Here is a 24,200-nt window from a genome sequence, read left to right as displayed (position 1 = left end):
GACCCACCAGTCGCTCAGTCACTCGATCAGTCACTCGTTCAGTCACTCGTTCAGCCACCCGGCTCGAACATCAGTTCACAGCCTCCTCGCCTCCACCATAGACCACTTTTCGAACTTCTGTACGACAACCATTCGGCCCCGTCCCACCTGCGCAAACGCCACCCGACTCCGACCGTGGGGACATGACACAGACGGCCGGGCCCGCCCCCAGGTCCCTCCTCGACGAGCTCAAGGACGGGGTCACCCCACGGGCCACCCTGCTCGTCGTCGGGGTGCTCGCCCTGCAGCTGCTCTTCATCGCCTCGTACGTGGGGGCGCTGCACCACCCGAAGCTCAGGGACGTGGCGTTCGGTGTGGTCGCGCCGCGGCCCGCGGCGGCCGAGCAGGCGGTGACCCGACTGGAGGGCCTGCCGGGCGAGCCGCTGGACCCGCGCACGGTGACCGACCGGGCGGCGGCGCGCGAGCAGATCATGGACCGGGAGATCGACGGCGCCCTGCTGATCGACCCGGCCGGTACCACCGACACCCTGCTGGTCGCCTCCGGCGGCGGTCGCACCCTGGCCAACGCGCTCACCACCCTCGTCAGCGCGCTGGAGCGGTCCGAGGGGCGCACGGTGCGGACGGTGGACGTGGCCCCGGCCGACATCGGGGACGCCAACGGGCTCACGTCCTTCTATCTGGTCGTGGGCTGGTGCGTGGGCGGCTATCTGTGCGCGTCGGCGCTGGCGATGAGCGCGGGGGCGCGGCCCACCAACATCCGGCGCGGGATCATCCGCCTCGGCGCCCTCGCGCTGTTCGCGATCCTCGGCGGACTCGGCGGCGCGGTCATCGCCGGCCCTGTCCTGGGCGCCCTGCCGGGCGGCGTGGCGGCGCTGTGGGGGCTGGGGGCGCTGGTCGTCTTCGCGGTGGGCGCGGCCACGCTGGCGCTCCAGTGCGTCTTCGGGATCGCCGGCATCGGCGTGGCCGTCCTGCTGGTGGTGATCGCGGGCAATCCGAGCGCGGGCGGGGCGCTGCCGCCGCCGCTGCTCCCGCCGTTCTGGGCGGCGATCGGCCCGGCACTGCCACCGGGCGCGGGCGTCTGGGTGGCCCGCTCCCTCGCCTACTTCGAGGGCAACGACATCACCGGCCCGCTGCTCGTGCTCTCCGCCTGGGCAGTGGCGGGGCCGCCATCACCGTGGTGATGGCGGCCCTGAGGAAGAAGCCGGCGGAGCGGCCGGCCGGCTGACCGGCTGTCAGCCGATCTGCGTGCCGGTCGCCGACAGCGCCTCGGTGACGGGCTGGAAGAACGTCTCACCACCCGAGGTGCAGTCGCCGCTGCCGCCGGAGGTGAGGCCGATGGCCTTGTCACCCGAGAAGAGCGAGCCGCCGCTGTCGCCCGGCTCGGCGCAGACGTCGGTCTGGACGAGGCCGTTGACGATGTCGCCGTTGCCGTAGTTCACGGTGGCGTCGAGGCCGGTGACCGTGCCGCTGTGGACCTGGGTGGTCGAACCGCTGCGGGTGACCTTCATGCCCACGGTCGCCTCGGCGGCCCCGGAGATGGCCTGCGTGGAGCCGTTGTAGAGGTTGACCTCGCTGGGGTGGTCGACGTCGGCGGTGTACTTCACCAGGCCGTAGTCGTCGCCGGGGAAGCTGGAGTCCGCGTTCTCGCCGATGACCTGGCCGCCGGCCGACCACGTGGAGATGCCCTCGGTGCAGTGACCGGCCGTCAGGAAGAACGGCTCGCCGCCCTTGACCACGTTGAAGCCGAGGGAGCAGCGGCCGCTGCCGCCGGTGATGGCGTCTCCGCCCGCGACGAAGGGCTTGTACTCGCCCTTGGTGCGCTTGAGTTCGGCCTTGGCCCCGAGGCCGTCCACGACCTTGGTGAGTCTCGCCAGCTCGGCCTCGGAGACGGTGCGGTCCGCGGTGACGACGACCTTGTTGGTGGTCGGGTCGGTGGCCCAGGCGGTACCGGGGATGGTGGCGTCCGCCTTGAGGGTCGTCCGGGCGCTCTTCAGCTCGGCGAGGGAGTTCTCCACGATGCGGGCCTTGGCGCCGGCCGCCTCGACGGTCTCGGCGGCGGCCTCGTCCAGCACGTTCACGACGAGGAGCTTGCTCTTCGCGTCGTAGTACGTTCCCGCCGCGTCGGCGCCGAGGTCGGCGTCGAGGGTCAGGGCGAGCTTTCCGGCCGCCGTGATGGAGAGCGCTTTCGGCTCGGGGGCCGGCGCGGTCTCACTCGCGTTCGCAGTCTGGAAGGTCACTCCCGCGGCGACCAGTGCGGCGATGCCCGCACCCGTCACGACGGCACGGCGCCCGGGTATGCGTCGATGCTTCAACTCGCGTCCTCCTGTGGGGGGGTTGGCCGAGAGGGCGTGGGGGCCCCGTTCGACCGGAAGGCGTTCGGGCAAGGAGGCGACAGGCTGTAAAAACGCCGCGTCCATGCCAACTGTGCGGCGACAACTATTCCTAGGCGCACAGGGAGCACACAAGGTCGACTTCAGGCCGAGCACACAACGAGGGTGCGCGCCCCCTATGTCATTACCGTCTGGTAACGCCCCACCTGACGGTCACAGGAATTCGCACTGCAAACACGGGAAGCAATGACCTCGTCAGCAACGGGTGAGGTCTAGTCCTGTCTGAAAAACGCTCTAGACGGTCCGGATACAAACGGGCCTCGCGGGGCTGGAGTTGCTTCCGCATCGACTCTCGGGCCCGCACCCCTTCGACCCTCAGCCCGGGTCCGCGAGGCCGGTGGGCCGCGAGGCCGGTGAGCCGCGAGGCCGGTGAGCCGGTGAGCCGGTGGGGCTTCTCGCGCAGTTCCCCGCGCCCCTGAAGGCGCCTACGGCCCTTCGTGAACAGGGCCACGGATCGCCCCCCCGTTGACGCCCCTTCGCCGGAACGAGGGCGAGCCCCCGCACACATGGTGTGCGGGGGCTCGCCTGTCGCCTGCTGCGGCCGGGTGGTGAGTCGGCCCCGGGGGAAGTACGCCGACTCCCACTCGACCTGTCGATCTGTAGATCTGCAGATCGGCCGACCTGTAGATCCGCCGGCCTGTCGATCCGCCGACCTAGTAGACCGAGACGCCGTACGCGCTCAGGGCCTCGGTGACCGGCTGGAAGAAGGTCGTGCCACCGGAGGTGCAGTTGCCGCTGCCGCCGGAGGTGAGACCGTACGCGACGCCGTTGCTGCCGTAGAGCGGGCCGCCGGAGTCGCCGGGCTCGGCGCAGACCGTGGTCTGGATCATGCCGTAGACGATGTCGCCGCCACCGTAGTTCACGGTCGCGTTGAGAGCGGTCACACGTCCGGTACGGGTACCGGTGGTGGAGCCGGTGCGGATGACGTTGGTGCCCACGCTCGGGGTGGCCGCGCTGGTGATGTCCACGCTGCCCGCGGTGCCGTCCTTGGCGATGGACGTGTTGCTGTAGCGCACGAGGCCGTAGTCGTTGGTCGGGAAGCTCGACCCGGCGGTCGGGCCGAGGACCGTGGTGCGGCCGGAGTTGGAGTACCAGGTGCCCGCGCCGTCGGTGCAGTGACCGGCCGTCACGAAGTAGTACGTGCTCCCGCTGCGGACGTTGAAGCCCAGGGAACAGCGCCAGCTACTCGCATAGATGGCGTCGCCGCCCTTGATCAGCTTGTTGAACTTGCCCGGGGTCCGCTTGATCGTCAGGGCGCCGGCGTTCTCGCCCGCCGCCTCCTTGATCTGCGCGAGCTCGCCCTGGGAGACGGTGCTGTCGATGGTGACGACAACCTTGTCCGTCGCCGGGTCGATCGCCCAGGCGGTACCCGGGATGTCAGCCTTGAGCACCGATGAGCTGGCGCTCTTGAGCTCGGAGGCGCTGAACGTCTGGGTGCCTGCCGCGTTGGCGGTGGGGACCGTGACGGCGGCTGCGGCCGCGAGTCCGGCGGTCACGGCGATCAGCCGGGTCCGTCTCGCTATGCCGCTGCGGGGGGTGGTGCGCTTGATCCTCACTGTTCGTTCCCTCCAAAGGGAAGTCGGGGGCCCGCGTGGGGTCGGGGCCCGTGAGGCGCAGATCAGGGGCGTCGGTCCGGATTCCGGACACGCCGTGTCCCTGACAAGGCGCTGGGGGGAAGTATTCGGCCGTACCGCCGACCCACGCAAGGGTGCCTTTCGGCCTCTCGGAATCCAACTGGCGCGCCCTCCATGCCAGTTGATCCCACCAGGCCATATGTGCGGGTTCTGTGTGAATCCTTATCGGCTCCCGGAGGGATCGGCTGACGGGTCGTCGGAGCAGGCCGCAGGGCCCGGAAGCTACGATCACCACTATCGTCGGCCGCGGTGGAGGCCACCGCCCGAGGCGCCCGGTCGGAGTACCAGGGTCCACCGCCCGGGGGTGTCCGGAAATGATGCGTTGGGCCGTTCGGCCGTTCGGTTCCGCCACCCGGGGTCTTGGAAGGCCTCGAGCACGGCCCGTACTTGGCAAGCCGCTCCCGTGCGGCGGTGTGTCATGACGCTCCCCCTGTCACGACGGGCCGGTGGGCGGGCCGGTCGAGGCCCAGGTGCTCGCGGAGCGTGCTGCCCGGGTAGAAGGTGCGGAACAGTCCCCGGTGCTGGAGCAGCGCCACCGTCCCGTTGACGAGTCGCTCCAGGTCACGGCGCGGCTCGACGGGGACTCGAGTTCGGCGTCAAGATGGCCGAGCGCGAAGACGACGAGGTCCGCGTCCAGCGGACGGGGGCGCCCCTCCAGCCACACCTGCTGACGCCCTTCGGGCAGACCGGTCACCCGTAGCGCCCGCCGCGGATGATGGTGGACGGTGACCTCCTCGGGCAGGTCGGCCACCGCGCTCTCGTGCACCCAGCGCAGATACTCGCCCTGGGTCCGCCGGTCCGGGAAGACCCGCCCGTCGAGGCCCGCCCACTCATGCAGGGTGGACCCCTCCCGTACGGGCCCCGCCATGCTCACCGTCTCGTCGGTGAACATCGTGACGTCCTCGGCCCACGAGTTCATCCACGGCAACGGCGACTGCTCCGCACGCCAGATACGCCCGGCGCCCGGCGGATGGGGATCGACGAGATGGATGCCGAAGCCCGCGCCCGCGTAGAGCGCACCGGCGTTGGCGGCGATCCGCTCGACCAGCCCGGTGCCGCGGGGCCCGGCCCCGACGATCACCAGGGACGGGCGCAAGAAGGACAGGGAGGGATGAGAGGGGTGAGAGGGGTGGGAGGAAGAGGCAGACGGCATGCGAAAGGCTCCGTGAATCCGAGTCGAACACGGGTGCCTTCACACGAGCGCGTCCGGTGACACGGACGCGGGCGACCGAGCCCCTCAGCAGCGGTCTGCGCCGAGAGTACGGCGGCCTTTCCCCTTCACTGTCAAGGGTGTCCGAACTATGAGCCCCACGTCTCAAGTCGGTTGACGCGTCTTCGGATGCCTGTTCCACTTGGCCCATGCATCCGCAGCAGTGGCTGGTCAAGCGCTCCCACATCGACTTCGGTCGAGTGTGGTCCTCCTCCTGTTGAGCTGAGCCCCACTGCGCGCCCCGGTTCCGAGGGGCGCCGTTCGCGTTTTTCCCTCGGCCTTCGCACACGCGCCCCTCCCCTCGCGTTCCCCTGTTGCCCGGTCCCGCGCGGCTGTCCTCTCAGCAGTCACAGCCACAGCACTCGCATGCGTCGCAGCAGTCGCAGTCCCGGCAGATGCCCTCGCGCTTCTTCCGGGACCAGGGGCCCTCGTACTCCTTCGCGCAACACATCTGACAGGTGCAGCACAGCAGCGTGAACATCCCGCACCCCGCCCAGAACCCGCGCCGCCGCGGCGGCTGCGGCGCGGGCGCCCCACCGAAACCACCGCCCCCGCCACCGCCGTAGCCCGCGCCACCACCACCGAACGGATTCCCTCCACCGCCGACGTACGGATTCCCCCCGCCCCCGGCGTACGGGTCACCGGCGCCGCCCGCGTACGGATTGCCCGGCATCGGCGCCCCGCCCTGCTGATGCGCCCCGCCCTGCTGATGCGCCGAGCACACCGGCACGGTTCCGAACGCGCGCTCCACCGACCTGCGCAGTTCGTGGACGAGAAGCAGATGGGCCAGCTTGCCGTCCACGAAATCGGCCTCGCGCAGGGCGAGGCGGATGCCGTGCAGGGCGTCGTCGGCAAGCCGTCGGGCCTCGGTGAGGGAGGTGCCCGTGGCGGTCAGCGGGTTCCACGCGCCGGCGGCGGCGTCGGCGGCCCGGTCCTCCACCGCGTCCAGCAGATGGGCGAGCCGCCCGAAGAGGCGTCCCGCCTCGGCGAGCGGTTCGGCGTTGCCCGGCCGACCGGCCAGGATCGCGGTGTGCGCGAACGCCGCCGCGGTCGCCGTCTCGGTCGGTTCGGTGACCGTCAGCAGCGGGGTGCCGGGACCGGCGAGCGCCTCGATACCGAGCTGGCGGTCCACGGCGTCGACCAGCACCGCCGTGTCGAACCCGATGTCCGATCCCGTACGCGCCCCCGCGCGCCCCCAGTTCGTCGCGATCCGGCGCGCGGCGTGCGCCACCGGCTTGCGCGCGAGCAGTCCATCCCCATCGGCGACATGGTCACGCACCTTGGCAGAGGCGAGCACCAGGGAGACGGCGGCGGCGAGCCGCGCGCCCTCGCCCTGTGCGACGGAGGCGGTACGCATCCCGCGCAGCGGACAGGGCCCGGCGGTACGCCGCCAGTCGGTGCCGCGCTCGGCCTGAGCCTCCGTCAGAACCGAGACCAGCAAACCGTCATAATTGGTGACGATTCGAGCGAACTGCCCGTGATCTCCGCGCAGCGCGAGACAGAGCCCGCACAGATGCGCCATCCACTGCGTCCGCAGCCCCTCGCCCAGCCGATGGCTACAGGGCCTCACTATTCCGAACACGACACTCCCCCGTGTCTCCCGGTGCCTCCGCACGCCTGTCGGCGTCGCCGCATCGTAGCTGCCGGAACGTTCACCCGGACGCAGTAGGACTCACCCAAACGCCGTGAACAATATTATTTCACTCCCTGTCAGCGAGTGTGTACAGCGGAGCCCTTGGGGCACATGGACTCTCGACGAATTCGTTCTGCACCAGTACCGTCACGAAACCCCCGTGCGGCGTCTATCCACTTGGCGAGACATCCGCATCATGGACGACGATAGGGATGCGGAAAGCACGAAAGACCGCTGCGAGAGGAGGCGTCCATGGGATCGGTGCGCAAGGCGAGTGCCTGGCTTGGCCTCGTCGACGACAACGATGACGAGCGTTACTACGACGACGACTACGCCGATGAGCGGGAGTCCGGCTCCGGCGAGGCCTGGGTCACCGACCCTCGTGTCAAGGTCGCGTCCGAGTCTGCGCATGAGCACGGCCGCCGGATCGGCACGGTCACGCCGGACAGCTTCCGTGACGCCCGGCACATCGGCGAGCTCTTCCGGGACGGCGTCCCGGTGATCATGAACCTCACGAACATGGAGCCCGCCGACGCCAAGCGTGTCGTCGACTTCGCGGCCGGTCTGATCTTCGGTCTGCGCGGATCGATCGAGCGCGTGTCGAACCGCGTGTTCCTGCTGACCCCCGCCGACACGGAGATCGTCAGCGGCGAGGTCGCGAGCCGTCCGGTGGACGGCTTCTTCAACCAGAGCTGAGGCAGGGCCGCTCGCCGGCCCGTCCTTGCGGTGTCCGGGTCACCCGACGCGGCTCACCGGAAGGCGTCAAGACCGGTGAGCGCCTTGCCCAGCACCAGTTGGTGCATCTCGACGGTGCCCTCGTAGGTGAGCACGGACTCCAGGTTCGTCGCGTGCCGCATCACCGGGTACTCCAGGGAGATCCCGTTCGCGCCGAGAATCGTGCGGGCGGTACGGCAGATCTCGATCGCCTCACGGACGTTGTTCAGCTTGCCGAAGCTGATCTGCTCGGGACGGAGCCGTCCCGCGTCCATCCGCCGCCCCAGATGGTGGGCGAGCAGAATCCCCTTGTGCAACTCGACCGCCATGTCGGCGAGTTTGGCCTGGGTGAGCTGGAATGCCCCGATCGGCTTCCCGAACTGCTCCCGTGTCTTCGCGTATTCGACGGCCGCCTCGAAACAGGTCCGCGCGGCACCCATCGAGCCCCACACGATTCCGTAGCGGGCGTGCGAAAGACAACTCAGCGGGCCTTTCAGCCCGGTTACGTCCGGCAGTACGGCGTCGGCGGGCAACCGCACGTCGTCCAGGACGAGTTCACTGGTGACGGAGGCACGCAGGGACCACTTGTGCTTGATCTCCGGCGCGGAGAAACCGTCCGTGTCGGTGGGCACGACGAAGCCCCGCACCCCCTCCTCGGTCTGCGCCCACACCACGGCGACCCCGGCGACGGACCCGTTGGTGATCCACATCTTCCGCCCGGTGAGGACCCAGTCGGAGCCGTCCCTCTTGGCGAACGTACGCATCGACGCCGGGTCGGACCCGTGGTCGGGTTCGGTCAGCCCGAAGCATCCGATGACCTCACCGGAGGCCATGCGCGGCAGCCAGGTCTGCCGCTGCTCCTCGCTGCCGAACCGGTGGATCGCGTACATCGCGAGCGACCCCTGCACGGACACGAGCGACCGGATCCCCGAGTCCGCGGCCTCCAGCTCCAGACAGGCGAGCCCGTACTGCACCGCGCCGGCACCCGCGCACCCGTATCCCCGCAGCGACATCCCGAGGGCCCCGATCGCCCCCAACTCGCGCGCCAGCTCACGGATCTGGGACAGTTCCCCCCGCTCGTACCATTCGGCCACATACGGCAGCACCCGGTCCCTCGCCCAACTGCGCACGGTGTCCCGCACGGCGAGATCCTCGGGGTCGAGCAGATCGTCGAGACCGAGGAGATCGGTGGGGTCGAAGCTCATGGGGTGCACCTCCGGCTCACAAAACTAGCGACGCTAACCACCGTACCCACTCGTCGCACGGGGCCCAGCCCCTCGGCACAGCCGAGCGCGGCTCAGCGCAGCGACTCCGCGCGCGCCGGCGTCGCCCCGGAAGCCTCCCGCGGTCCCGGCACCTCCGCCGGGCCCGAGCACTCCATGCCCCGGGGCAGCCGCAGGGCCATCACCGCGCCGAGGACGAGCAGCGCCGCGCTCACCAGCAGCGTCACGTGCAGCCCGTGGACGAAGGAGTCGCGGGCGGCCTGCCGCAGGGCCTCACCCGAGGAGCCACCCAACCGGTCGGCGACCTCGTACGCCTCGCCCAGCGAGTGCCCTGCGGCCTGGGAGGCCGAACCGGGCACCCCCGGCACCGACGACAACCCGGGCGCGTACGCCGCGTTCATCACACTGCCGAGGAGCGCGATCCCGATGCCGGCGCCGAGCTGGTAGGAGGTCTCACCGATCGCCGCCGCCCCGCCCGCCGACGACGCGGGCGCCTCGCTCAGCATCGACTCGTACGCCCCGAACAGGGTCGTCTCCAGGCCGAAGCCCAGCAGCACGAACCCGGCGAGCAGCAGCCCCGCGTTGTCGTGGCGTCCCATCGCGGTCAGCAGCACGACCGCGAAGGCGGTGAGGCAGAAGCCGAGGGACACCATGCGGCGCGGCCCGAAGCGGTGCAGCAGGTGGGAGCCGACGAGTCCGGCGGCCATCGCGGCGACGGTCAGCGGCAGCAGTCGCAGCCCCGTCTCCAGCGGGGACAGACCGAGGACCAGTTGCAGATACTGCGCGGCGATCAGTTCGAGCCCCACCAGCGCGAGCATCGCGAGGACGATGCAGCCGACGGAGGTGCTGAAGGCGGGCCGCGCGAACATCCGCAGGTCGACCAGTGGATGCTTCCGGCGCCGCTGGCGTCGTACGAACGCGATCAGCAGGGCGCCGCCGCCGAGGAGCGCGAGCGCGGTGCCCGGGTCGAGCGGCGGGTGGCCGCCGCCGAGCCGCTTGACACCGAAGACGACGCCGAAGAGACCGACCGCGGCCATCAGGGCACCCACCACGTCCCAGGGGCCGTCGCGGTCGCCCGTCGACTCGGGGAGCAGCAGACGTCCGATCGGCAGGCTGACCAGCATCAGCGGGATGTTGACGAGGAAGACCGAGCCCCACCAGAAGTGCTCCAGCAGGAACCCGCCGAGGAGGGGTCCGACGGCCGCGCCCACGGCGGCGACCGCGCTCCAGATGCCGATGGCGAGCGCCCGTTCGCGGCGGTCGGGAAAGACCTGCCGCAGGATCGACAGCGTGGCGGGCATGATCATCGCGCCGCCGACGCCGAGCAGGGCGCGGGCGGCGATCAGCACCTGGGGACTGTCGGCGCAGGCGGCGAGGGCGGAGGCGACGCCGAAGAGGGCGTAGCCGAGGAGGAGGATCCGTCTGCGGCCGACCCGGTCGCCGAGCGTGCCGAAGAGGATCAGCAGGGAGGCGCAGACCAGCGGGTAGACGTCGACGATCCAGAGCAGCTCCATGGCGCTCGGCTTGATGTCCTCGGTGACGGCGGGCACCGCCACGTGCAGCACGGTGGCGTCGACGGCGACGAGCAGCAGGCTGACGCAGAGGACCACGAGGACGACCCAGCGGTGTGCACCGGCCCCGGCGTCCCGACGGCGCGGTGCGGCGGCCGTGGGCGTCCCGGACATGTACGTACCTCCCAGAATTCTCTCGCGTCCGGCGGAACCGGCGGGATGGGGAGTCCCCGGCGGTCACGGCCCGGGAGGAGCGGTGTCCCGGGCCCGCGCAACGAAAGGCGAGCGAGCCGTCAGCGTACGCGAGTTCCCGCCAGTGGAACGTGGTGGGTGTCTCATGGAACCCTCATGTGACGTGTGGCATACGCCACGCGCCGGGCCGTCCACCGGTCCTTCATGGCTCCTTCATCACTCGTCCGTGGTTCCTCGGTCACGGTCCATCACGGAGCACCACGTGATGGCGTCCCGGCCGGTTCCTGGCGCCGTCGATAATCGAGCGCGTGACCGATCTCGCCACGCGCCCGGCGGCGCCCCTCCTGAGGCGGGCCGCCCCCGCGCTCCTCGGGTACGCGGCCGTGCGCGTCCTCGGCCTCGTCGTCCTCGCCGTGTGGAGCGCGGCGCGCGACACGAGTGCCCTGACGCTGCTGTCGGCCCGCTGGGACTCGCTCTGGTACACCCGGGTCGCCGAGCTCGGCTACGGCTACGAGGTGCGGCTGCCGAACGGCGACATCCACTCGAACCTGGCCTTCTTCCCGCTGCTGCCCTGGTTGGAGCGGGCGGTGTCCGCGGTGACCCCGCTGTCGTACGCCCACGCCGGTCTCGTCGTCGGCACCCTCGCCTCGCTCGCGGCGGCCTGGGGGATCTTCGCGGTCGCGGACCGGGTGTACGGGCGCCGGGTCGGGGTGTGCGCGGTGCTGTTGTGGGCCGTGCTGCCGGTCGGGGTCGTGCAGTCGATGGCGTACACGGAGTCCCTGTTCACCGCGCTGGCCGCGTGGTCGCTGTACGCCGTCCTCACCGGCCGCTGGGTGGCCGCGGGCCTCCTCGCGGCGCTCGCCGGGCTGACCCGGCCCGTGGGGCTCGCGGTGGTGGCGGCGGTGTGGGCGGCGGCGATCGTGTCGTACGTACGGGAGCGGCGGTCCGCCCTCCCGCGCACCGGAGTCGCCACCCCCCGTCCCCCGTTCGTACGAAACCGGAGTGCGGAGTCATGGGGCGGCGCTCGTTCGTGGCCGCGCGCGCTCGGGATGCTCCTCGCGCCTCTGGGTGCCGTCGGCTATGTCCTGTGGGTCGGCGGTCGCACGGGCAGGGGCCCGCTCGGCTATCTCGACGTCCAGGCGGGGTGGCGCAACGGCTTCGACGGCGGCTACGCCTTCGCGCGATTCGTCGCCGACAAGTTCACGTCGTTCCCGTCGGCCCTGGCGGGTGTCGGGCTGATCATCGCAGTGGCGTCGATCATTTGGCTGTACGCGGTCTGTCTACGTCAGGGACAGCCGCTCCCGCTGCTGGTCTACGCGGGGGTCGTCACCGCGCTGGCGCTGTGCGCGTCGAGCTACTTCGGCTCGAAGCCCCGGCTGCTGATGCCGGCCTTCCCCCTGCTGCTGCCTCTCGCGCGCACTCTCGCCGACACGCGTACGCCCAGGTCAGCCACGGTTCTCGGCGGTGTCGCGGTGGTGTCGGCGGTCTACGGGGCGTTCTGGCTGAATGGTTCCGGTCCGCCGTGACCGGCGGCGACGGACAGCGAGCGGCGGGGCAATTCCGTGCGAGCAATGGGTGAACGAATTCAAAAGGGCCACAAAACGACTGCTCAGTATTGGGCCATGGAATTGAAGGCCGAGTGGCGCAACGATTCATCATTCAGCAGAAATAAACATCATTCTGAGATGAATCCCACATCACGGCGTCATCACAAAGCCGGTGATTCACGCCGCGTCGGAGCTCACTCGCTGTAACGTCGATTGAGTGCGTACCGAACTAAAGCCGACCCGTCTGGACCGGGTCTTCTCAAGGCTGGACCGTGAGCCGGAACGGCCGACCCACATCGATGTACCGGTGATGACCCGCCACCGGGTGGTGCTGTTCGCCTCCACCCTGGCCTTCTACGTCGCCATCGTGTGGGCCGTCGTCATCACGTCCTGGCTGGTCCGGCTCGACTGGCAGATCATGTTCTTCCGGCCGTACCAGCAGTGGCAGCAGATCCACGCCTTCCTGGACTACTACGTCGTCCTGGGCCAGCGCGGCCCCACCGCCGTGATGGTCGCCGCCTGGCTGGGCTGGCGCTCCTGGAGACAGCACACCCTGCGACCGATGCTCGCCCTCGGCGTGTCGCTGCTGCTGCTGAACATCACCGTCGGCGCCGCCAAGCTCGGCATGGGCCGGCTCGGTCCCCACTACGCCACCGAGATCGGCTCCAACGAGATGTGGCTGGGCGGCGACATATTCCCTTCGGGACACACCGCCAACGCCGTGGTGACCTGGGGCATCCTGGCCTATCTGGCGTCGACGCCGAGGGCCAGGCGCTGGCTGTCCGCACTGTCCGCCGTGATCTCGCTCGGCGTCGGTCTCACCACGGTCTACCTCGGTACGCACTGGTTGAGCGACGTCCTGCTGGGCTGGGCCGCCGGCCTGCTGATCATGCTGGCGCTGCCCTGGTTCGAGCCGCTGATCGCCCGCGCGGAGGTCGGGCTGTTCTCGCTGCGGGACGCCTGGCGCGACCGTCGTACGGCGCCCACGCCGGTATCCGCGCCGACGCCCGCCGTGGGCACGGCCCCGCTGCGCGCGCCCGACGAGGAGCCCGCGAGCGCCCGGGAGACCGGCATCGCGGCCCGCGCCGCCCACCCCCCGATCGTGCCGCTGCACCTGGCCCCCGGCCCGCATCTGACCAGGTCGGAGCGGACCCCGGTGACCCCGCTCGGCACCCGTAGGCCGCCCCACGCGGACCGGGTGGCGCGCAACGCGACCTCGGCCCGACCGGTCGGAGGCGGCTGACACGAGACAGCGGGGCCCGGTACGCACAGCCCATGCCCCGCACGGCGAAGGCCCGGCTCCCTTCGGAGCCGGGCCTTCGCCGTCCTCGACCGCCGGCGCTCGGGTTCAGCCCTTCCAGGCTCGTTTCACCCGGCCGTCCTCGACCTCCAGATTCAGCCGGCCGAAGCGGTACTCCATGGTGATGATCGCGCCCGGCGGCAGCTTTCTGACCGTGGACCAGCCGCGTTCCGCGGCGCGGCGCTCGGCCTGCTGCGCCTCCAGACCGACGTAGGCGTCGGGGTCGTCCCGGGGCTCTTCGGAAGGGGTGGGAAAGGGTGCCATGACCGCCACGGTAGGCGGACGGAGGCCCCGCTGTCCCCCCGCAGTCACGCTTCTGTCACAGAACCACGACACCCGTTTCGGCCCAACCCAGTCACACGTACGAGCGGTTCCTTACGCCTTCCGCGTGCTGGTGAACGTAATTCCCGACCGCTTCGACACCATCGCGAATAGCCCGTCGGAAAGCATGTCCGGGGCCGTGTGCGTCCGGCGCGTGTCCGGCCTTTTCCCACCGATTCCCGGACGGCTCCCGGAAGCCCCGACTCATGGGAAATGCACGGTTCCCACACACTTCCCCCGTACGCCCCCTGTCGGAGCGAGCCGGGGACACGAGCATCATGGCGTGCGTGCATCACGGGCCCAGGACGCGGCAGCGAAGGGGCGAGCGATGGGGACCGAGGCCGTACAGGCACCGGCACGACCCGTACGGACCAGGAAACCGGGACGCGTGGTGGTCGACTGGCTGACCACGACCGACCACAAGAAGATCGGCCATCTGTACCTGGTCACGTCCTTCCTGTTCTTCCTGGCCGCCGGTCTGATGGCGCTGGTGATGCGCGCCGAGCTGGCCCGACCTGGCACCCAGATCGTGGACAACACGCAGTTCAACCAGTTGTTCACCCTGCACGGCACGATCATGCTGCTGCTCTTCGCGACACCGACCTTCGCCGGGTTCGCCAACGAGATCATGCCGCTCCAGATCGGCGCGCCCGATGTCGCCTTCCCCCGGCTGAACATGCTGTCGTACTGGCTGTTCCTGTTCGGCGGACTGATCGTGATGGGCTCGCTGCTGGTGCCTTCGGGGCCCGCCGACTTCGGGTGGTTCGCCTACGCGCCGCTGAACAGTCTGGAACGGTCGCCGGGGATCGGAGCCGACATGTGGATCATGGGCCTGGCGCTGGCCGGGTTCGGCACGATCCTCGGCGCGGTGAACTTCCTGACCACCATCATCGGGATGCGTGCCCCCGGCATGACGATGTTCCGGATGCCGATCTTCACCTGGAACACGCTGTTCACGTCGATCCTGATCCTGATGGCGTTCCCGGTGCTCGCCGCGGCGCTGCTGGTCCTGGAGGCGGACCGACGGTTCGGCTCGCAGGTCTTCGACGCGGCCAACGGCGGCGCGCTGCTGTGGCAGCACCTGTTCTGGTTCTTCGGCCACCCGGAGGTCTACATCATCGCCCTGCCCTTCTTCGGGATCATCACGGAGATCATCCCGGTCTTCAGCCGCAAGCCGATCTTCGGCTATCTGACACTGGTCGGGGCCACGATGGCGATCACCGGGCTCTCGGTCGTGGTGTGGGCGCACCACATGTTCGCCACAGGCGCGGTGCTGCTGCCGTTCTTCTCGTTCATGAGCTTCCTGATCGCCGTGCCGACGGGGGTGAAGTTCTTCAACTGGACCGGGACGATGCTGAAGGGCTCACTGTCGTTCGAGACACCGATGCTGTGGGCGACCGGCTTCCTGGTGTCGTTCCTCCTCGGCGGGCTCACCGGGGTCATCCTGGCCTCGCCGCCCATGGACTTCCACGTCACCGACTCCTACTTCGTGGTCGCGCACTTCCACTACGTCGTCTTCGGCACGGTCGTCTTCGCGACCTTCGCCGGGTTCTCCTTCTGGTGGCCGAAGTTCACCGGGAAGATGCTCGACGAACGGCTCGGCAAGATCCACTTCTGGACGCTCTTCGTCGGGTTCCACACCACGTTCCTGGTGCAGCACTGGCTGGGCGCCGAGGGCATGCCCCGGCGGTACGCGGACTATCTGGCCGCCGACGGGTTCACCGCCCTCAACACGGTCTCGACGATCGGCTCCTTCCTGCTGGGGTTGTCCACGCTGCCGTTCCTCTACAACGTCTGGAAGACCTCCCGGTACGGCGTGCGGGTCGACGTCGACGACCCGTGGGGCTACGGCCGGTCGCTGGAGTGGGCGACCTCGTGCCCGCCGCCGCGCCACAACTTCGTGACGCTGCCCCGGGTGCGCTCGGAGTCCCCGGCCTTCGACCTGCACCACCCGAGGTTCGCGGCGATCACACCGCCGCAGACCCGGAAGGGCCAGGAGCGGACACCGCACCCACGGTTCGGTCAGGAGCGGCCGACAGGCGGTCCCGAAGGGTCCTGATCGTCCCGGTCAGCCCCTCCGGTTCGACCCGACTCGACCCGCGCGGCGTCCCGGCGGGCGTTCGCGGGCGCGGCGGGCAGCGGCGGTCGAGGACAGGGTGTGTCCTCGACCGCCGAGGAGGGCGGCGACCGAAGGCGTTCGGTGTCCGGCGTCTGGTGGCCGGTGTCCGGCTTTCGGCGTCCGGGTCCGCCGTCCGGCTCAGTCGACGGCGACCACCGTGACGGACAGGTCGTTGTGGGCCGTGTAGTACGGCTCACCCTCCACCGGGCCGTGCCCGGACTCGGCCCGGCTCCGGGGGTAGACGAAGACCGGGTGCTTGTCGACGACGTCGTCGAGCAGCCGAGCGATCCGCACCTGCGGGCCGCTCTCGCCCCGGGGCCGCAGCCACAGGTCCCAGTGGCCGGGCCGCAGCTCGCCGTAGGCCACGGTGAAGCGGACCTCGCCCCCGTCGTCGTGCGCGGTGAGGTCGGTCCGTACGGCGTTCAGCACCCCGTTCTGGTCGGTGAGTTCGACGTAGGCGCCGGACGTGGGCTCGGTGCCGTACAGCCGGGCGGTCACCTCCAGCCGGCCGTCGCCGATGTGGAGTTCGCCGGCCTCGGCGTGCGGGGAGCGCTCCCAACTGCGGATGGTGAGGTTGCCGTGCTTGGTGCCGTACGGGATGCGGACGACGATCCGCTCGGAGGACGCGGCGGGGACACGGTCGACGAGGGAGCGCAGGTCGTTGACGCCCGGGGACAGGCGTCGCGGCTCGCCCTCGGCCGTCTGGAGGTACACGTCCCAGAAGCCCTCGGGGACGTCCACGCTGCTCGGCAGCGCGGCCCTCAGAAGGCCGTCGCCGGCCGGGGTGAGCGGCAGACGCACCTTCTGGTCGCCGTCGCGGAGGACGAGGAGCAGGTGGGCGGGGCCGGACTCGCCGCGGTCGGGCACCTCGAAGGTCAGGCCGCCCGCGAAGTCGGCGACGCAGTCGGTGCGGGGAGTCGTGGTCCTGTCCTCCTGGTCGTCGCGGTGCGTGGGCTGCCGCGGAGCCAGCGTCATCATGCGGTGCGCCCCTTCTTGAAGGCGGAACGTCCGGCATCCCGAACGGCGTACGCGCTGCCGAGCAGGGCGCCACGGGTGCGGTGCAGTGAGCCGCGCATCCGGCCCACCGAGGAGGCGCCGCCGCGGGCGACCAGGTCGCCGAAGAGCGTCTCGTAGCGCTCGGCGATGCGGGACGGGTCGAAGCGCTCGGAGTCCTTGAGCGCGGCCGCCGCCATCTGCTGACGCCTGTCGTCGTCGTTGATGAGTTCCAGGAGACCGTCGGCGATCGCCTTGACGCTGCCGACCTTGACCAGGCGGCCGTCGACGCCGTCGTCGATGATCTCGCCGGGGCCGTGCGGGCAGTTGGTGGAGACCACGGGAAGACCGCAGCGCATGGCCTCGACGATCGTCATGCCGAACGACTCCAGGCTGGAGGTGACGGCGGCGAGGGAGCCCTTGGCCCACTCGGGCTCGATGGGGTTGGCGGGGCCCATCAGATAGACGTGGTTGTAGAGACCCAACTTGTCGACGAGGGCGCGGAGTTTGTCCTTCTGTTTGCCGCCGCCGTAGATCCGCAGGCGCCAGTCGGGCCGCTCCTCGCGCACCTTGTCGAAGGCCTTGATGAGCAGGTCGTACCGCTTGACGGGGGCGAGTCGCCCGGCGGCGACGACCCATTTGCCGGTGCCGTCCGCCGGGTCGATGCCCGGGGCGGGCACCGGGTTCGGCACGGCCTGGAGGTGGACGCCGGGCAACCGCATCTTCGAGCCGTACGCGCGCGCGTCGGCCTCGGTGGTCGTGGTGAGGGCGTCGAGCCTCGGGTAGACGCCGCGCAGGGTGGCGCGCAGGGCCGGGGAGTGGCTGTCGAGCGTGAGGTGCTCCTGGCCGACGCGGATCGGGCCGCGGCGGGTCTGCCGGGCCATGTGCACGTTCAGTCCGGGCCGGGTGCCGACCAGGACGTCGGCGTCGACCGAGGCGAGGTGCTCGGCGATGCGCCGGTCGGTCATGACGCTGTACTGACCGTAGCGGCCCTCGGCGCGCGGGAAGACCTTGGCGGGGCGCTCCAGGTCGGCGTGACCCTTGTCGGCGCCGCCCTCCCGGATGTCGACGAGGCCGCGCAGCCGGACCCTCGGATCGATGTGGAAGACCGGCTCGTCACGGTGGCGGAAGACGGAGACGATCTCCACGTCGTGCTGTTCGGCCAGAGCGTTCGCAAGGTTGTACGTCGTCCGGATCGTTCCCCCGATCCCGTACGCGTTGTGTATGAGGAATGAAATCTGCATGCGTCCCCCGAGCCCTCTGGTTTTTCCTGGTCATCCGTCAATGGCGCTGCTGGTCCAGCGCCATACGGTGAGACCCGGCATCCCGGGGAATGGTTGGACTTCATCATCAACTTGTTTTTGAACGGTTGTCCGATCGATAGCCGGACGAGGCAACCTGTTCGCCTCGCGACGCATCAGGGCCTGTAGGGCAGTTGCGGAACGTGGAAGCAGGTGTCGTTCATGTCGCCCTGGCTCACCCACCCCTTCCCGTCCCGCCAACGGGCCACCGACACACAGGTCCGGCGCGTCTTCGGCGGCTCGGCGAGTCGCTCGAAGCGGACGGGGACGAGCAGTCCGTCGGCGCTGTAGGGCTCGTCGCGGTTCATGAACCGGTCGACGCACGCGCGCGTGACGCCCTCCGCGCTCCCCACGCACGATCTCGCCGCGTCCGTGAACCACATCGCGGCCGCCCAGCCCTCCAACTGCCACTGGGAGTGCGTCTTCAGGCTCTTCGTCGCGTCCCGGAACTCCCGTACGGCCGCGTCGCCGACGTCCGCGTGGTTGCGGCTGGAGCCGGTGGCCCACAGGGCGTTGCGGCAGCGTGGGGCGTCCTCGTAGTCCTCGGCGACCGTGGAGCTCCAGTTCTGGACGTTGGTGACCTTGGCGGTGACGTCGGCGCCCACGTCGTCCATCGCCTGGCAGAGCCGGGCGTTGCCGTGGCCGTCGATGGCGTCGAAGACCAGATCGGCGCCCTGCTCCTTGATGTCGGCGGCGGCCGCGCGGAAGTTGGGCAGCGCGAAGTCGACCTGCTCGGTGACCACTTCGTATCCCTCGGCCCTCAACCCCTGGACCACCAGGCGGGCGTACGCGGCCGACGCCGACTGGTTGTACGAGACCACGGCGGCGGTACGGGCTCCATGCTCGCGCTTGAAGTAGCGGTAGACCTCGGTGCCGCCGTACTGCTTCCCGTCCCAGCCTGTCGTGCCGTCCCGGGGCGCGAGGCTGCCGTAGACGCTGTACAGATACGGGTACGTGTCGTACGCCGGACCGATGGGCTGGCCCCCGATGTCGGGCACGCGCGCGCGTGCGACCCGGGCGGCGCCCGCGTAGTCGAGGGCGGTGGTGGCGACCAGCGCCACCACGCCGTCCTCCTCGACGAGCCGGTGCACGCACTCGTTGTTGCCGACACCGCTGCCCCCGTCGTCGCACTCCCGCACCTCGACGCGACGGCCGTCGACGCCGCCACGGGCGTTGAGCGCGGCGAAGTAGGCCTTCGCGCCGTCGCGCGGCCCGGTGAACGCCGTGCCGCCGACCGGGCTGGTGACGCTGGTGATGATCCCGACGCGCAGCGGCTCACGGCTCGGCGGGGCGGGCGTGGCACCGCCCCGCTCGAAGTCGCTCTCCGGGAGCCGGCTGCCGCAGGCCGTGACCAGCAGGAGCAGCAGGCCCGCGGCGGCCGTCTCAGCAGCCCGGGCCCGGTGTCGCATCGCCGCTCAGCGCGACCAGCCCGCACAGGGTCTTGACGGACACCTTCCAGGTGCCGTCCTGCTCGACGGCCGTGCCCGCCGCGTCCGGCAGTGCCGTGGCGCCCTCCAGGAGCAGGGTGTACGTGACGTCGGCGCCGGTCGCGGAGGTGAACTCGACCTTCCGGACCTCCGCCTCGACCTGCCCGCCGCGCTCGTCACCGCTGAACGCCGCGAGGACCGGTCCCATCTCGTCGCCGTTCTCCAGAACGGCCTGTTTCTCCTCGGTGGAGGTGGCCGGGTCGAAGAACGCCTTCCAGTTCTTCTTGATCTCCTCCTCGGCCGCCGCCGTGTCCGCGGGCGCGCTCGCGGTGTCCTCGGCGGGTTCGCTCGTCGTCCGTTCCACGGAGGGGGTGGGCGGGGGGCTGTCGCCGCCGCCACCGCTGTCGTCGCTGCACGCCGCGAGGGCCGGGGCGAGGAGGAGGACCAGGGCGGCCGCCAGGGCCGTTCCCCGTCCCGCCGCCCCGGACCCGCGTCCGTTCGCCCGCCTGAGGTCGCTCCCGAGAACCATCTGGCTCACCACCGGGTGTCGGTCCGGGCGGCATGCGCCCGGTTCTTTCAGGGTCAGCTTGCAGAAGGCATAGTGCAAGCCATCGGCTGTGATGGACAGACACACGACGTGTGGGGAGCCCCGGATGCCCCGGATGCGGACAGCCCGACCGCGGACCGCGCACCCCGTCCTCTGGGCCGGCTGGGCCGCGCTCGCCGGCGGCGCGGTGCTGTGCGTCGTCGGCTGGTACGGCGTCTCCGGCGAGCGCTTCGCCGAACGACAGCTCCCCTACCTGGCCTCCTGCACGATCCCCGGTGCCGCGCTGATCGTCGCGGGCGCGGTCCTCCTCGCCCACGGCAGGAACGCCCTGGCCGCCTCGCGGGTCGAGGCGTTGTACGGCCTCCTGGTCGCCGCCGAGCCCGCCGACGACGCGGCGTCCGCGCAGGCGCCGGCCGGACCCCTCGCCACCAGCGGCACCCTGCTGATGGTGCCCGGCGGCACCCTCTGGCACCGCGCCGACTGTCCGCTGGTGGCCGGGAAGGCGGAAGCGGTGCCGGTGGACTCCCGGGTGCTCGACAGCGGCGAACTGCGACCGTGCCCGATCTGTGAGGCCCCCTCCCGAGGCGACCTCACGGAGGGCTGATGGCGTCGCTGACGTACGACCTCACGCTGGCCGGGCTGTCGGTCGGCAGCGCGGCGGCCCTCACCGGAATCGGCCTGATCGTGACCTACCGCGCGACCGGCGTGCTGAACTTCGCACACGGGGCGATCGCCGTGGTGTGCGCGTATCTGCTGCGCCAGTTCACCGTGGAGTGGGGGTGGCCCCTCTGGCCGGGTGCGGTGGTGACCCTGCTGGTGGTGGCCCCCTCGATCGGCCTGGTCCTGGAACGCTTCGTCTTCCGCCCGCTCGCCGTGCTCGGCGGTGACCCGGCACAGACCCTCGTCGCCTCCATCGGCGTCTTCGTCCTCCTCGTCGGCGGGACCGCGCTGCTGTGGGGGCAGGGGGCGCGGGACGACGCCCCGACACTGCTCGCCGCCGATCCGTGGGGCCAGCTGGCCGTGGTCGTGGCCGTCGCGGTCGCCGTGGGCGCGGTCACGCGCTGGACGCGCTTCGGCCGGGAGCTGCGCGCCGTCGTCGACGACCGCTCCCTCGCCGTGCTCGGCGGCATCGACGCGGACCGGGTCGCCGCCGCGGGCTGGGCGTTCGGCTCGTTCACGGCGGGCCTCACCGGCGTCCTGCTGGCCCCGTACGTACGCCTCGACCCGTACGGCATGCCGCTGCTGGTGATGGAGGTCGTGGCCGTGGCGGTCGCCGCCCGGATGCGGAGCCTTCCGGTGGCCGTGCTGGTCGCCCTGGGCGTCGCGGTCGCGCAGAGTCAGCTGACCCGGCTCCACCCGTCGGGCTGGGCGGAACCGTTGCTCCAGGCCGTGGGCGCCAACCTCTTCGTGGTCGCCCTTCTCGTGGCGGCCCTGGTCCTGCCGGGTGTGGGCGACCGCGACGCGCTGCCCCGCACGGCGACCGCGCGGGTCGGCACACCCGCCGGCGCGTGGACCGTGGCCCTCCTGCTGTTCCTGATCCCGCTGGGCTTCGCGGGCCAGGACCTGCACACGGCCGTGCAGGTGCCGGCGCTGGGCGTGGTCCTGCTCTCCCTGGTGGTGGTGACGGGCAGAGGCGGGCAGATCTCCCTGGGCCAGGCCGCCTACGCGGGTCTGGGCGCCCTGTTCACGGCCCTCCTGGCGGCGGGCCGCTTCCCGCTCCTCCCCGACCTCCCCGCCCCGGCCGCCCTCCTGGTGGCCGTCCTCCTGGTGGCCCCCCTCGGCCTGCTCACCGGCTGGCCCGCCATCCACCGCCACGGCCTGGCACTGGCGCTGGCCACGTTCGCCGTGGGTGTCGGCGTGAGCCGATTCGTCTTCGCCCAGCCGTACGCGACCTCCGGCCTCAGCCTCTCGCGTCCGCCGGGCTTCGAGGGCGACCGGGCGTACTACATCCTGGAGTTGGGACTGCTGTGCCTGGCGCTCCTGGCCACCCACGCACTGCGCCGGGGCCGCACGGGCAGAGCGCTCGCCGCCGTGCGGGACCACGAGTCGGGGGCGTCGGCGGCGGGCGTGCGGGTCCCGTCGCTGAAACTCGCGGCGTTCGTCACGGGTGCCGCCCTCGCCGCGCTCGGCGGCGGCATGCTCGCGATGGGTGTCCGCGCCTTCGATCCCGCCGCCTACGACCCCGTCCGCAGCCTCCTCTGGTTCGCCGCGATCGTCGTCCTCGGCGCCGACAGCTCCCTCGGCGCCCTCGCGGCGGCCGCCCTGCTGGTGGGCCTGGACGCGGGTACCGAGGGCGGCGTGGCCACCGTGGTCGTCGGCGTCCTGGCGGTCCTGGTCGGCCGCTTCCCCGGCGGCCCCTACGAGGCGGTGCGGACGGGGTTCGCACGGCTGCTGCACGGGGCCCGACACGAGCTGACACCGGCGGGGGCACGCGCCCGGGAACGGGTGCGGGCGGGGGCGTCGGCCGACGTGGGGCGGAGGGGGCCGGTGGGTGCGCGCGGAGGGGCCCGGAAGCCGGGGACAAGGGTCGGGACGAGCGTGCGGGAGGTACCGGGCAGGGGAACCACGAGAACCCAAACGGGCGGACACGAGCCGGACGCCGGGAGGGGCACGCCCGCGAAGGCCACGCCCCAGCCGCTCGGGCCCGACACGGACGCCCACGTCGCCGGCGACACCGATGCCCGCACCGGCACGGGCACGGGCACGGGCACGGGCACGGGCACCGGCACCGCTACCGGCACAGGCACAGGCACAGGCACAGGCACAGGCACAGGCAAAGGCGTCACCGTCGGCACCGCCACCGCCACCGCCCCCTCCCTCCGAGCCCGCCGCCTCCGGCTCCGCTACGGCGAGTTCACCGCCCTCGACGATGTCGACCTCGACGTCCTGCCGGGACGGGTCAGCGCGGTCGTGGGCCCCAACGGCGCCGGGAAGAGCACCCTCTTCCACTGTCTCGCCGGAACGCTGCGGCCCGACGCCGGGCAGGTGCGCCTCGGCGAGCGGGACATCACCCGGTTGCCCGCGCACGCCCGTACCCGGCTCGGCATCGCACGGACGTTCCAACAGCTGGCGGTCTTCCCGTCGATGAGCGTGGCGGACAACGTGCGCGTCGGCGCCGAGCAGGGACGGGTCGCCGATCCCGGGGCCGTGGAGCGGGCATTGCGGCTGTTCGCGCTGGACGGGGCCGTGCGGAGCGCACCGGCGGCCGGGCTGCCGACCGGGACGCTGCGGCGGGTCGAGCTGGCGCGGGCGCTCGCGGGCAGCCCCCGCGTACTGCTGCTCGACGAGCCCTCCGCCGGTCTCGACTCGGCCGAGGTGGCCGCCCTCACCCGCGTGTTGCGCGCACTCGCCGACGACGGCACGGCCCTGCTCGTCGTCGAGCACGACCTCGACCTCGTCGCGGAACTCGCCGACGTCGTCCACGTCATGGCCGCGGGCCGCATCGTCACCTCCGGCCCTGCCGACCACGTCCTCGGCCCGGAGGCCGGACGATGACTCTCATCTCCCTGCGCCGCGCCCGCGTCCGCTACGGCCCCCTGGAGGCCCTGCACGGCCTCACCCTCGCGGCCCCCGGCCCCGGCCTCACCGTGCTGCTGGGCCGCAACGGCTCCGGTCGCACGACCGCGCTGCGGGCCCTCGCCGGCACGGTCCCGCTCCACGGGGGCGCCGTGGTGTGGGACGGGGCGGACATCACCAGGACGCCCGCGTACGAGCGCGCCCGGCGGGGCCTGGTCCTCGTACCGGAACGACGGGCCGTCTTCGGCGCCCTCACCGTGCGCGAGAACCTCGAACTCGCCACCTCCGACCTCTCCCGCGCCCTGGACGCCTATCCGGCGCTCGAACCCCTGCTCCCCCGCCGCGCGGGCACCCTCTCCGGCGGCGAGCAGCGGATGCTCGCCCTGTCCAGGGTCCTGTCGGCCCGGTCGCGTGTCGTGCTCGTCGACGAACCCGCCCAGGGCATGTCGCCCGCGGTCGCGGCCCGCACGTACGAACTGCTGGGCGGCCTCGACGCCTGCGTGGTCGTCGCCGAGCAGCGCCTGCCGCCGGGGTTGCGCGGGGTACCGGGTGTCCTCGTGTACGAACTCCGGCGCGGGGCACTGGTGTTCGGCGGGGAGGCGGTCGAGCTCGCCTGACGCCG

At 71.3% G+C, this 24,200-nt stretch carries 17 protein-coding genes and 3 pseudogenes; 8 read left to right on the top strand and 12 right to left on the bottom strand.

From position 1 onward, the window contains the following. Positions 1 to 182 precede the first annotated feature (182 nt). Positions 183 to 1,225 (top strand): annotated as a pseudogene (locus K1J60_RS35500) (DUF3533 domain-containing protein). Positions 1,226 to 1,232: 7 nt separating this feature from the next. On the opposite strand, the gene K1J60_RS35495 reads toward K1J60_RS35500, so the two are convergent. The 5 genes and pseudogenes from K1J60_RS35495 to K1J60_RS35480 form a co-directional block, all read right to left on the bottom strand. After that, positions 1,233 to 2,312, bottom strand: coding sequence for a S1 family peptidase (locus K1J60_RS35495; protein WP_220649780.1), 1,080 nt, complete (start codon positions 2,310 to 2,312; stop codon positions 1,233 to 1,235). A 731-nt stretch (positions 2,313 to 3,043) separates the two neighbouring features. Continuing rightward, positions 3,044 to 3,946, bottom strand: a complete 903-nt coding sequence (locus tag K1J60_RS35490) for a S1 family peptidase (RefSeq protein ID WP_220649779.1) — start codon at positions 3,944 to 3,946, stop codon at positions 3,044 to 3,046. A gap of 494 nt (positions 3,947 to 4,440) precedes the next feature. Continuing rightward, positions 4,441 to 4,608: pseudogene (locus K1J60_RS46295) on the bottom strand (LLM class flavin-dependent oxidoreductase); the annotation flags it as partial. Continuing rightward, positions 4,608 to 5,177, bottom strand: a pseudogene (locus K1J60_RS35485) (FAD/NAD(P)-binding protein); the annotation flags it as partial. The pseudogenes K1J60_RS46295 and K1J60_RS35485, both read right to left, overlap by 1 nt. 397 nt (positions 5,178 to 5,574) lie before the next feature. Next, positions 5,575 to 6,816 carry a DUF5685 family protein gene (locus K1J60_RS35480; protein ID WP_220649778.1) on the bottom strand — a complete coding sequence of 414 codons (1,242 nt, stop codon included), beginning with the start codon at positions 6,814 to 6,816 and terminating at the stop codon, positions 5,575 to 5,577. 303 nt (positions 6,817 to 7,119) lie between these two features. Between K1J60_RS35480 and K1J60_RS35475 the strand changes: the two genes are divergently transcribed. Next, on the top strand, positions 7,120 to 7,563 hold the full coding sequence (locus tag K1J60_RS35475; RefSeq protein ID WP_220649777.1) for a cell division protein SepF: 444 nt from the start codon (positions 7,120 to 7,122) through the stop codon (positions 7,561 to 7,563). A gap of 53 nt (positions 7,564 to 7,616) precedes the next feature. Here the strand turns inward: K1J60_RS35475 and K1J60_RS35470 are convergent, their stop codons facing one another. Together K1J60_RS35470 and K1J60_RS35465 are read right to left on the bottom strand one after the other, a co-directional pair. Next, positions 7,617 to 8,786 (bottom strand): acyl-CoA dehydrogenase family protein, encoded by a 1,170-nt coding sequence (locus tag K1J60_RS35470; RefSeq protein WP_220649776.1) that lies wholly within the window; start codon positions 8,784 to 8,786, stop codon positions 7,617 to 7,619. Positions 8,787 to 8,878: 92 nt separating this feature from the next. Beyond that, a complete protein-coding gene (locus K1J60_RS35465; RefSeq protein ID WP_220649775.1) occupies positions 8,879 to 10,489 on the bottom strand; it encodes an MFS transporter in 1,611 nt (536 codons plus the stop codon). A gap of 326 nt (positions 10,490 to 10,815) precedes the next feature. On the opposite strand from K1J60_RS35465, the gene K1J60_RS35460 reads away from it, so the two are divergent. After that, complete coding sequence (locus K1J60_RS35460; RefSeq protein WP_220649774.1) at positions 10,816 to 12,033, top strand: glycosyltransferase family 39 protein; 1,218 nt, start codon at positions 10,816 to 10,818, stop codon at positions 12,031 to 12,033. 238 nt (positions 12,034 to 12,271) lie between these two features. Then, entirely contained in the window at positions 12,272 to 13,297 is a 1,026-nt protein-coding gene (locus K1J60_RS35455; protein ID WP_220649773.1) for a phosphatase PAP2 family protein, read from the top strand. Between the two features lie 105 nt (positions 13,298 to 13,402). Here K1J60_RS35455 and K1J60_RS35450 read toward each other — a convergent pair whose 3' ends face one another. After that, complete coding sequence (locus K1J60_RS35450; RefSeq protein WP_220649772.1) at positions 13,403 to 13,618, bottom strand: I78 family peptidase inhibitor; 216 nt, start codon at positions 13,616 to 13,618, stop codon at positions 13,403 to 13,405. 385 nt (positions 13,619 to 14,003) lie between these two features. Here K1J60_RS35450 and ctaD point away from each other — a divergent pair, with 385 nt between their 5' ends. Next, positions 14,004 to 15,734: an aa3-type cytochrome oxidase subunit I gene (ctaD, locus tag K1J60_RS35445; protein ID WP_220651854.1), complete on the top strand. Its 1,731-nt coding sequence runs from the start codon at positions 14,004 to 14,006 to the stop codon at positions 15,732 to 15,734. 198 nt (positions 15,735 to 15,932) lie between these two features. On the opposite strand, the gene K1J60_RS35440 is transcribed toward ctaD, so the two are convergent. From K1J60_RS35440 to K1J60_RS35425, 4 genes are all read right to left on the bottom strand, one after another. Beyond that, positions 15,933 to 16,769 carry a hypothetical protein gene (locus tag K1J60_RS35440; protein ID WP_220651853.1) on the bottom strand — a complete coding sequence of 279 codons (837 nt, stop codon included), beginning with the start codon at positions 16,767 to 16,769 and terminating at the stop codon, positions 15,933 to 15,935. Continuing rightward, on the bottom strand, positions 16,769 to 18,031 hold the full coding sequence (locus K1J60_RS35435; RefSeq protein ID WP_220649771.1) for a glycosyltransferase family 4 protein: 1,263 nt from the start codon (positions 18,029 to 18,031) through the stop codon (positions 16,769 to 16,771). Before K1J60_RS35435 ends, K1J60_RS35440 begins: the two co-directional genes overlap by 1 nt. A gap of 173 nt (positions 18,032 to 18,204) precedes the next feature. Further along, a complete protein-coding gene (locus tag K1J60_RS35430; RefSeq protein WP_220649770.1) occupies positions 18,205 to 19,497 on the bottom strand; it encodes an ABC transporter substrate-binding protein in 1,293 nt (430 codons plus the stop codon). Next, positions 19,472 to 20,044 carry a hypothetical protein gene (locus tag K1J60_RS35425; RefSeq protein ID WP_220649769.1) on the bottom strand — a complete coding sequence of 191 codons (573 nt, stop codon included), beginning with the start codon at positions 20,042 to 20,044 and terminating at the stop codon, positions 19,472 to 19,474. Before K1J60_RS35425 ends, K1J60_RS35430 begins: the two co-directional genes overlap by 26 nt. A gap of 133 nt (positions 20,045 to 20,177) precedes the next feature. On the opposite strand from K1J60_RS35425, the gene K1J60_RS35420 reads away from it, so the two are divergent. From K1J60_RS35420 to K1J60_RS35410, 3 genes are read left to right on the top strand one after another with little or no spacing between them, the layout of a single operon-like run. Further along, positions 20,178 to 20,666: a hypothetical protein gene (locus K1J60_RS35420; protein ID WP_220649768.1), complete on the top strand. Its 489-nt coding sequence runs from the start codon at positions 20,178 to 20,180 to the stop codon at positions 20,664 to 20,666. Then, positions 20,666 to 23,557 carry an ABC transporter permease subunit gene (locus K1J60_RS35415; protein ID WP_220649767.1) on the top strand — a complete coding sequence of 964 codons (2,892 nt, stop codon included), beginning with the start codon at positions 20,666 to 20,668 and terminating at the stop codon, positions 23,555 to 23,557. The genes K1J60_RS35420 and K1J60_RS35415 overlap by 1 nt, the downstream gene beginning before the upstream one ends. Next, a complete protein-coding gene (locus K1J60_RS35410; RefSeq protein WP_220649766.1) occupies positions 23,554 to 24,195 on the top strand; it encodes an ATP-binding cassette domain-containing protein in 642 nt (213 codons plus the stop codon). The genes K1J60_RS35415 and K1J60_RS35410 overlap by 4 nt, the downstream gene beginning before the upstream one ends. The last annotated feature ends 5 nt before the right edge of the window (positions 24,196 to 24,200 follow it).

The organism is Streptomyces akebiae, assembly GCF_019599145.1.
Lineage (GTDB): Bacteria > Actinomycetota > Actinomycetes > Streptomycetales > Streptomycetaceae > Streptomyces > Streptomyces akebiae.
Note: the sequence above shows the minus strand (reverse complement) of the source record. Positions and strands in the feature narration are given on the sequence as shown.

What these genes read in the sequence shown, in the direction of transcription:
- ctaD (WP_220651854.1), top strand. Translation starts at nt 14,004, where the DNA reads ATGGGGACCGAGGCCGTACAGGCACCGGCACGACCCGTACGGACCAGG.
- K1J60_RS35430 (WP_220649770.1), bottom strand. Translation starts at nt 19,497, where the DNA reads ATGCGACACCGGGCCCGGGCTGCTGAGACGGCCGCCGCGGGCCTGCTG.
- K1J60_RS35435 (WP_220649771.1), bottom strand. Translation starts at nt 18,031, where the DNA reads ATGCAGATTTCATTCCTCATACACAACGCGTACGGGATCGGGGGAACG.
- K1J60_RS35415 (WP_220649767.1), top strand. Translation starts at nt 20,666, where the DNA reads ATGGCGTCGCTGACGTACGACCTCACGCTGGCCGGGCTGTCGGTCGGC.
- K1J60_RS35475 (WP_220649777.1), top strand. Translation starts at nt 7,120, where the DNA reads ATGGGATCGGTGCGCAAGGCGAGTGCCTGGCTTGGCCTCGTCGACGAC.
- K1J60_RS35425 (WP_220649769.1), bottom strand. Translation starts at nt 20,044, where the DNA reads ATGGTTCTCGGGAGCGACCTCAGGCGGGCGAACGGACGCGGGTCCGGG.
- K1J60_RS35465 (WP_220649775.1), bottom strand. Translation starts at nt 10,489, where the DNA reads ATGTCCGGGACGCCCACGGCCGCCGCACCGCGCCGTCGGGACGCCGGG.
- K1J60_RS35420 (WP_220649768.1), top strand. Translation starts at nt 20,178, where the DNA reads ATGCGGACAGCCCGACCGCGGACCGCGCACCCCGTCCTCTGGGCCGGC.
- K1J60_RS35470 (WP_220649776.1), bottom strand. Translation starts at nt 8,786, where the DNA reads ATGAGCTTCGACCCCACCGATCTCCTCGGTCTCGACGATCTGCTCGAC.
- K1J60_RS35450 (WP_220649772.1), bottom strand. Translation starts at nt 13,618, where the DNA reads ATGGCACCCTTTCCCACCCCTTCCGAAGAGCCCCGGGACGACCCCGAC.
- K1J60_RS35410 (WP_220649766.1), top strand. Translation starts at nt 23,554, where the DNA reads ATGACTCTCATCTCCCTGCGCCGCGCCCGCGTCCGCTACGGCCCCCTG.
- K1J60_RS35440 (WP_220651853.1), bottom strand. Translation starts at nt 16,769, where the DNA reads ATGACGCTGGCTCCGCGGCAGCCCACGCACCGCGACGACCAGGAGGAC.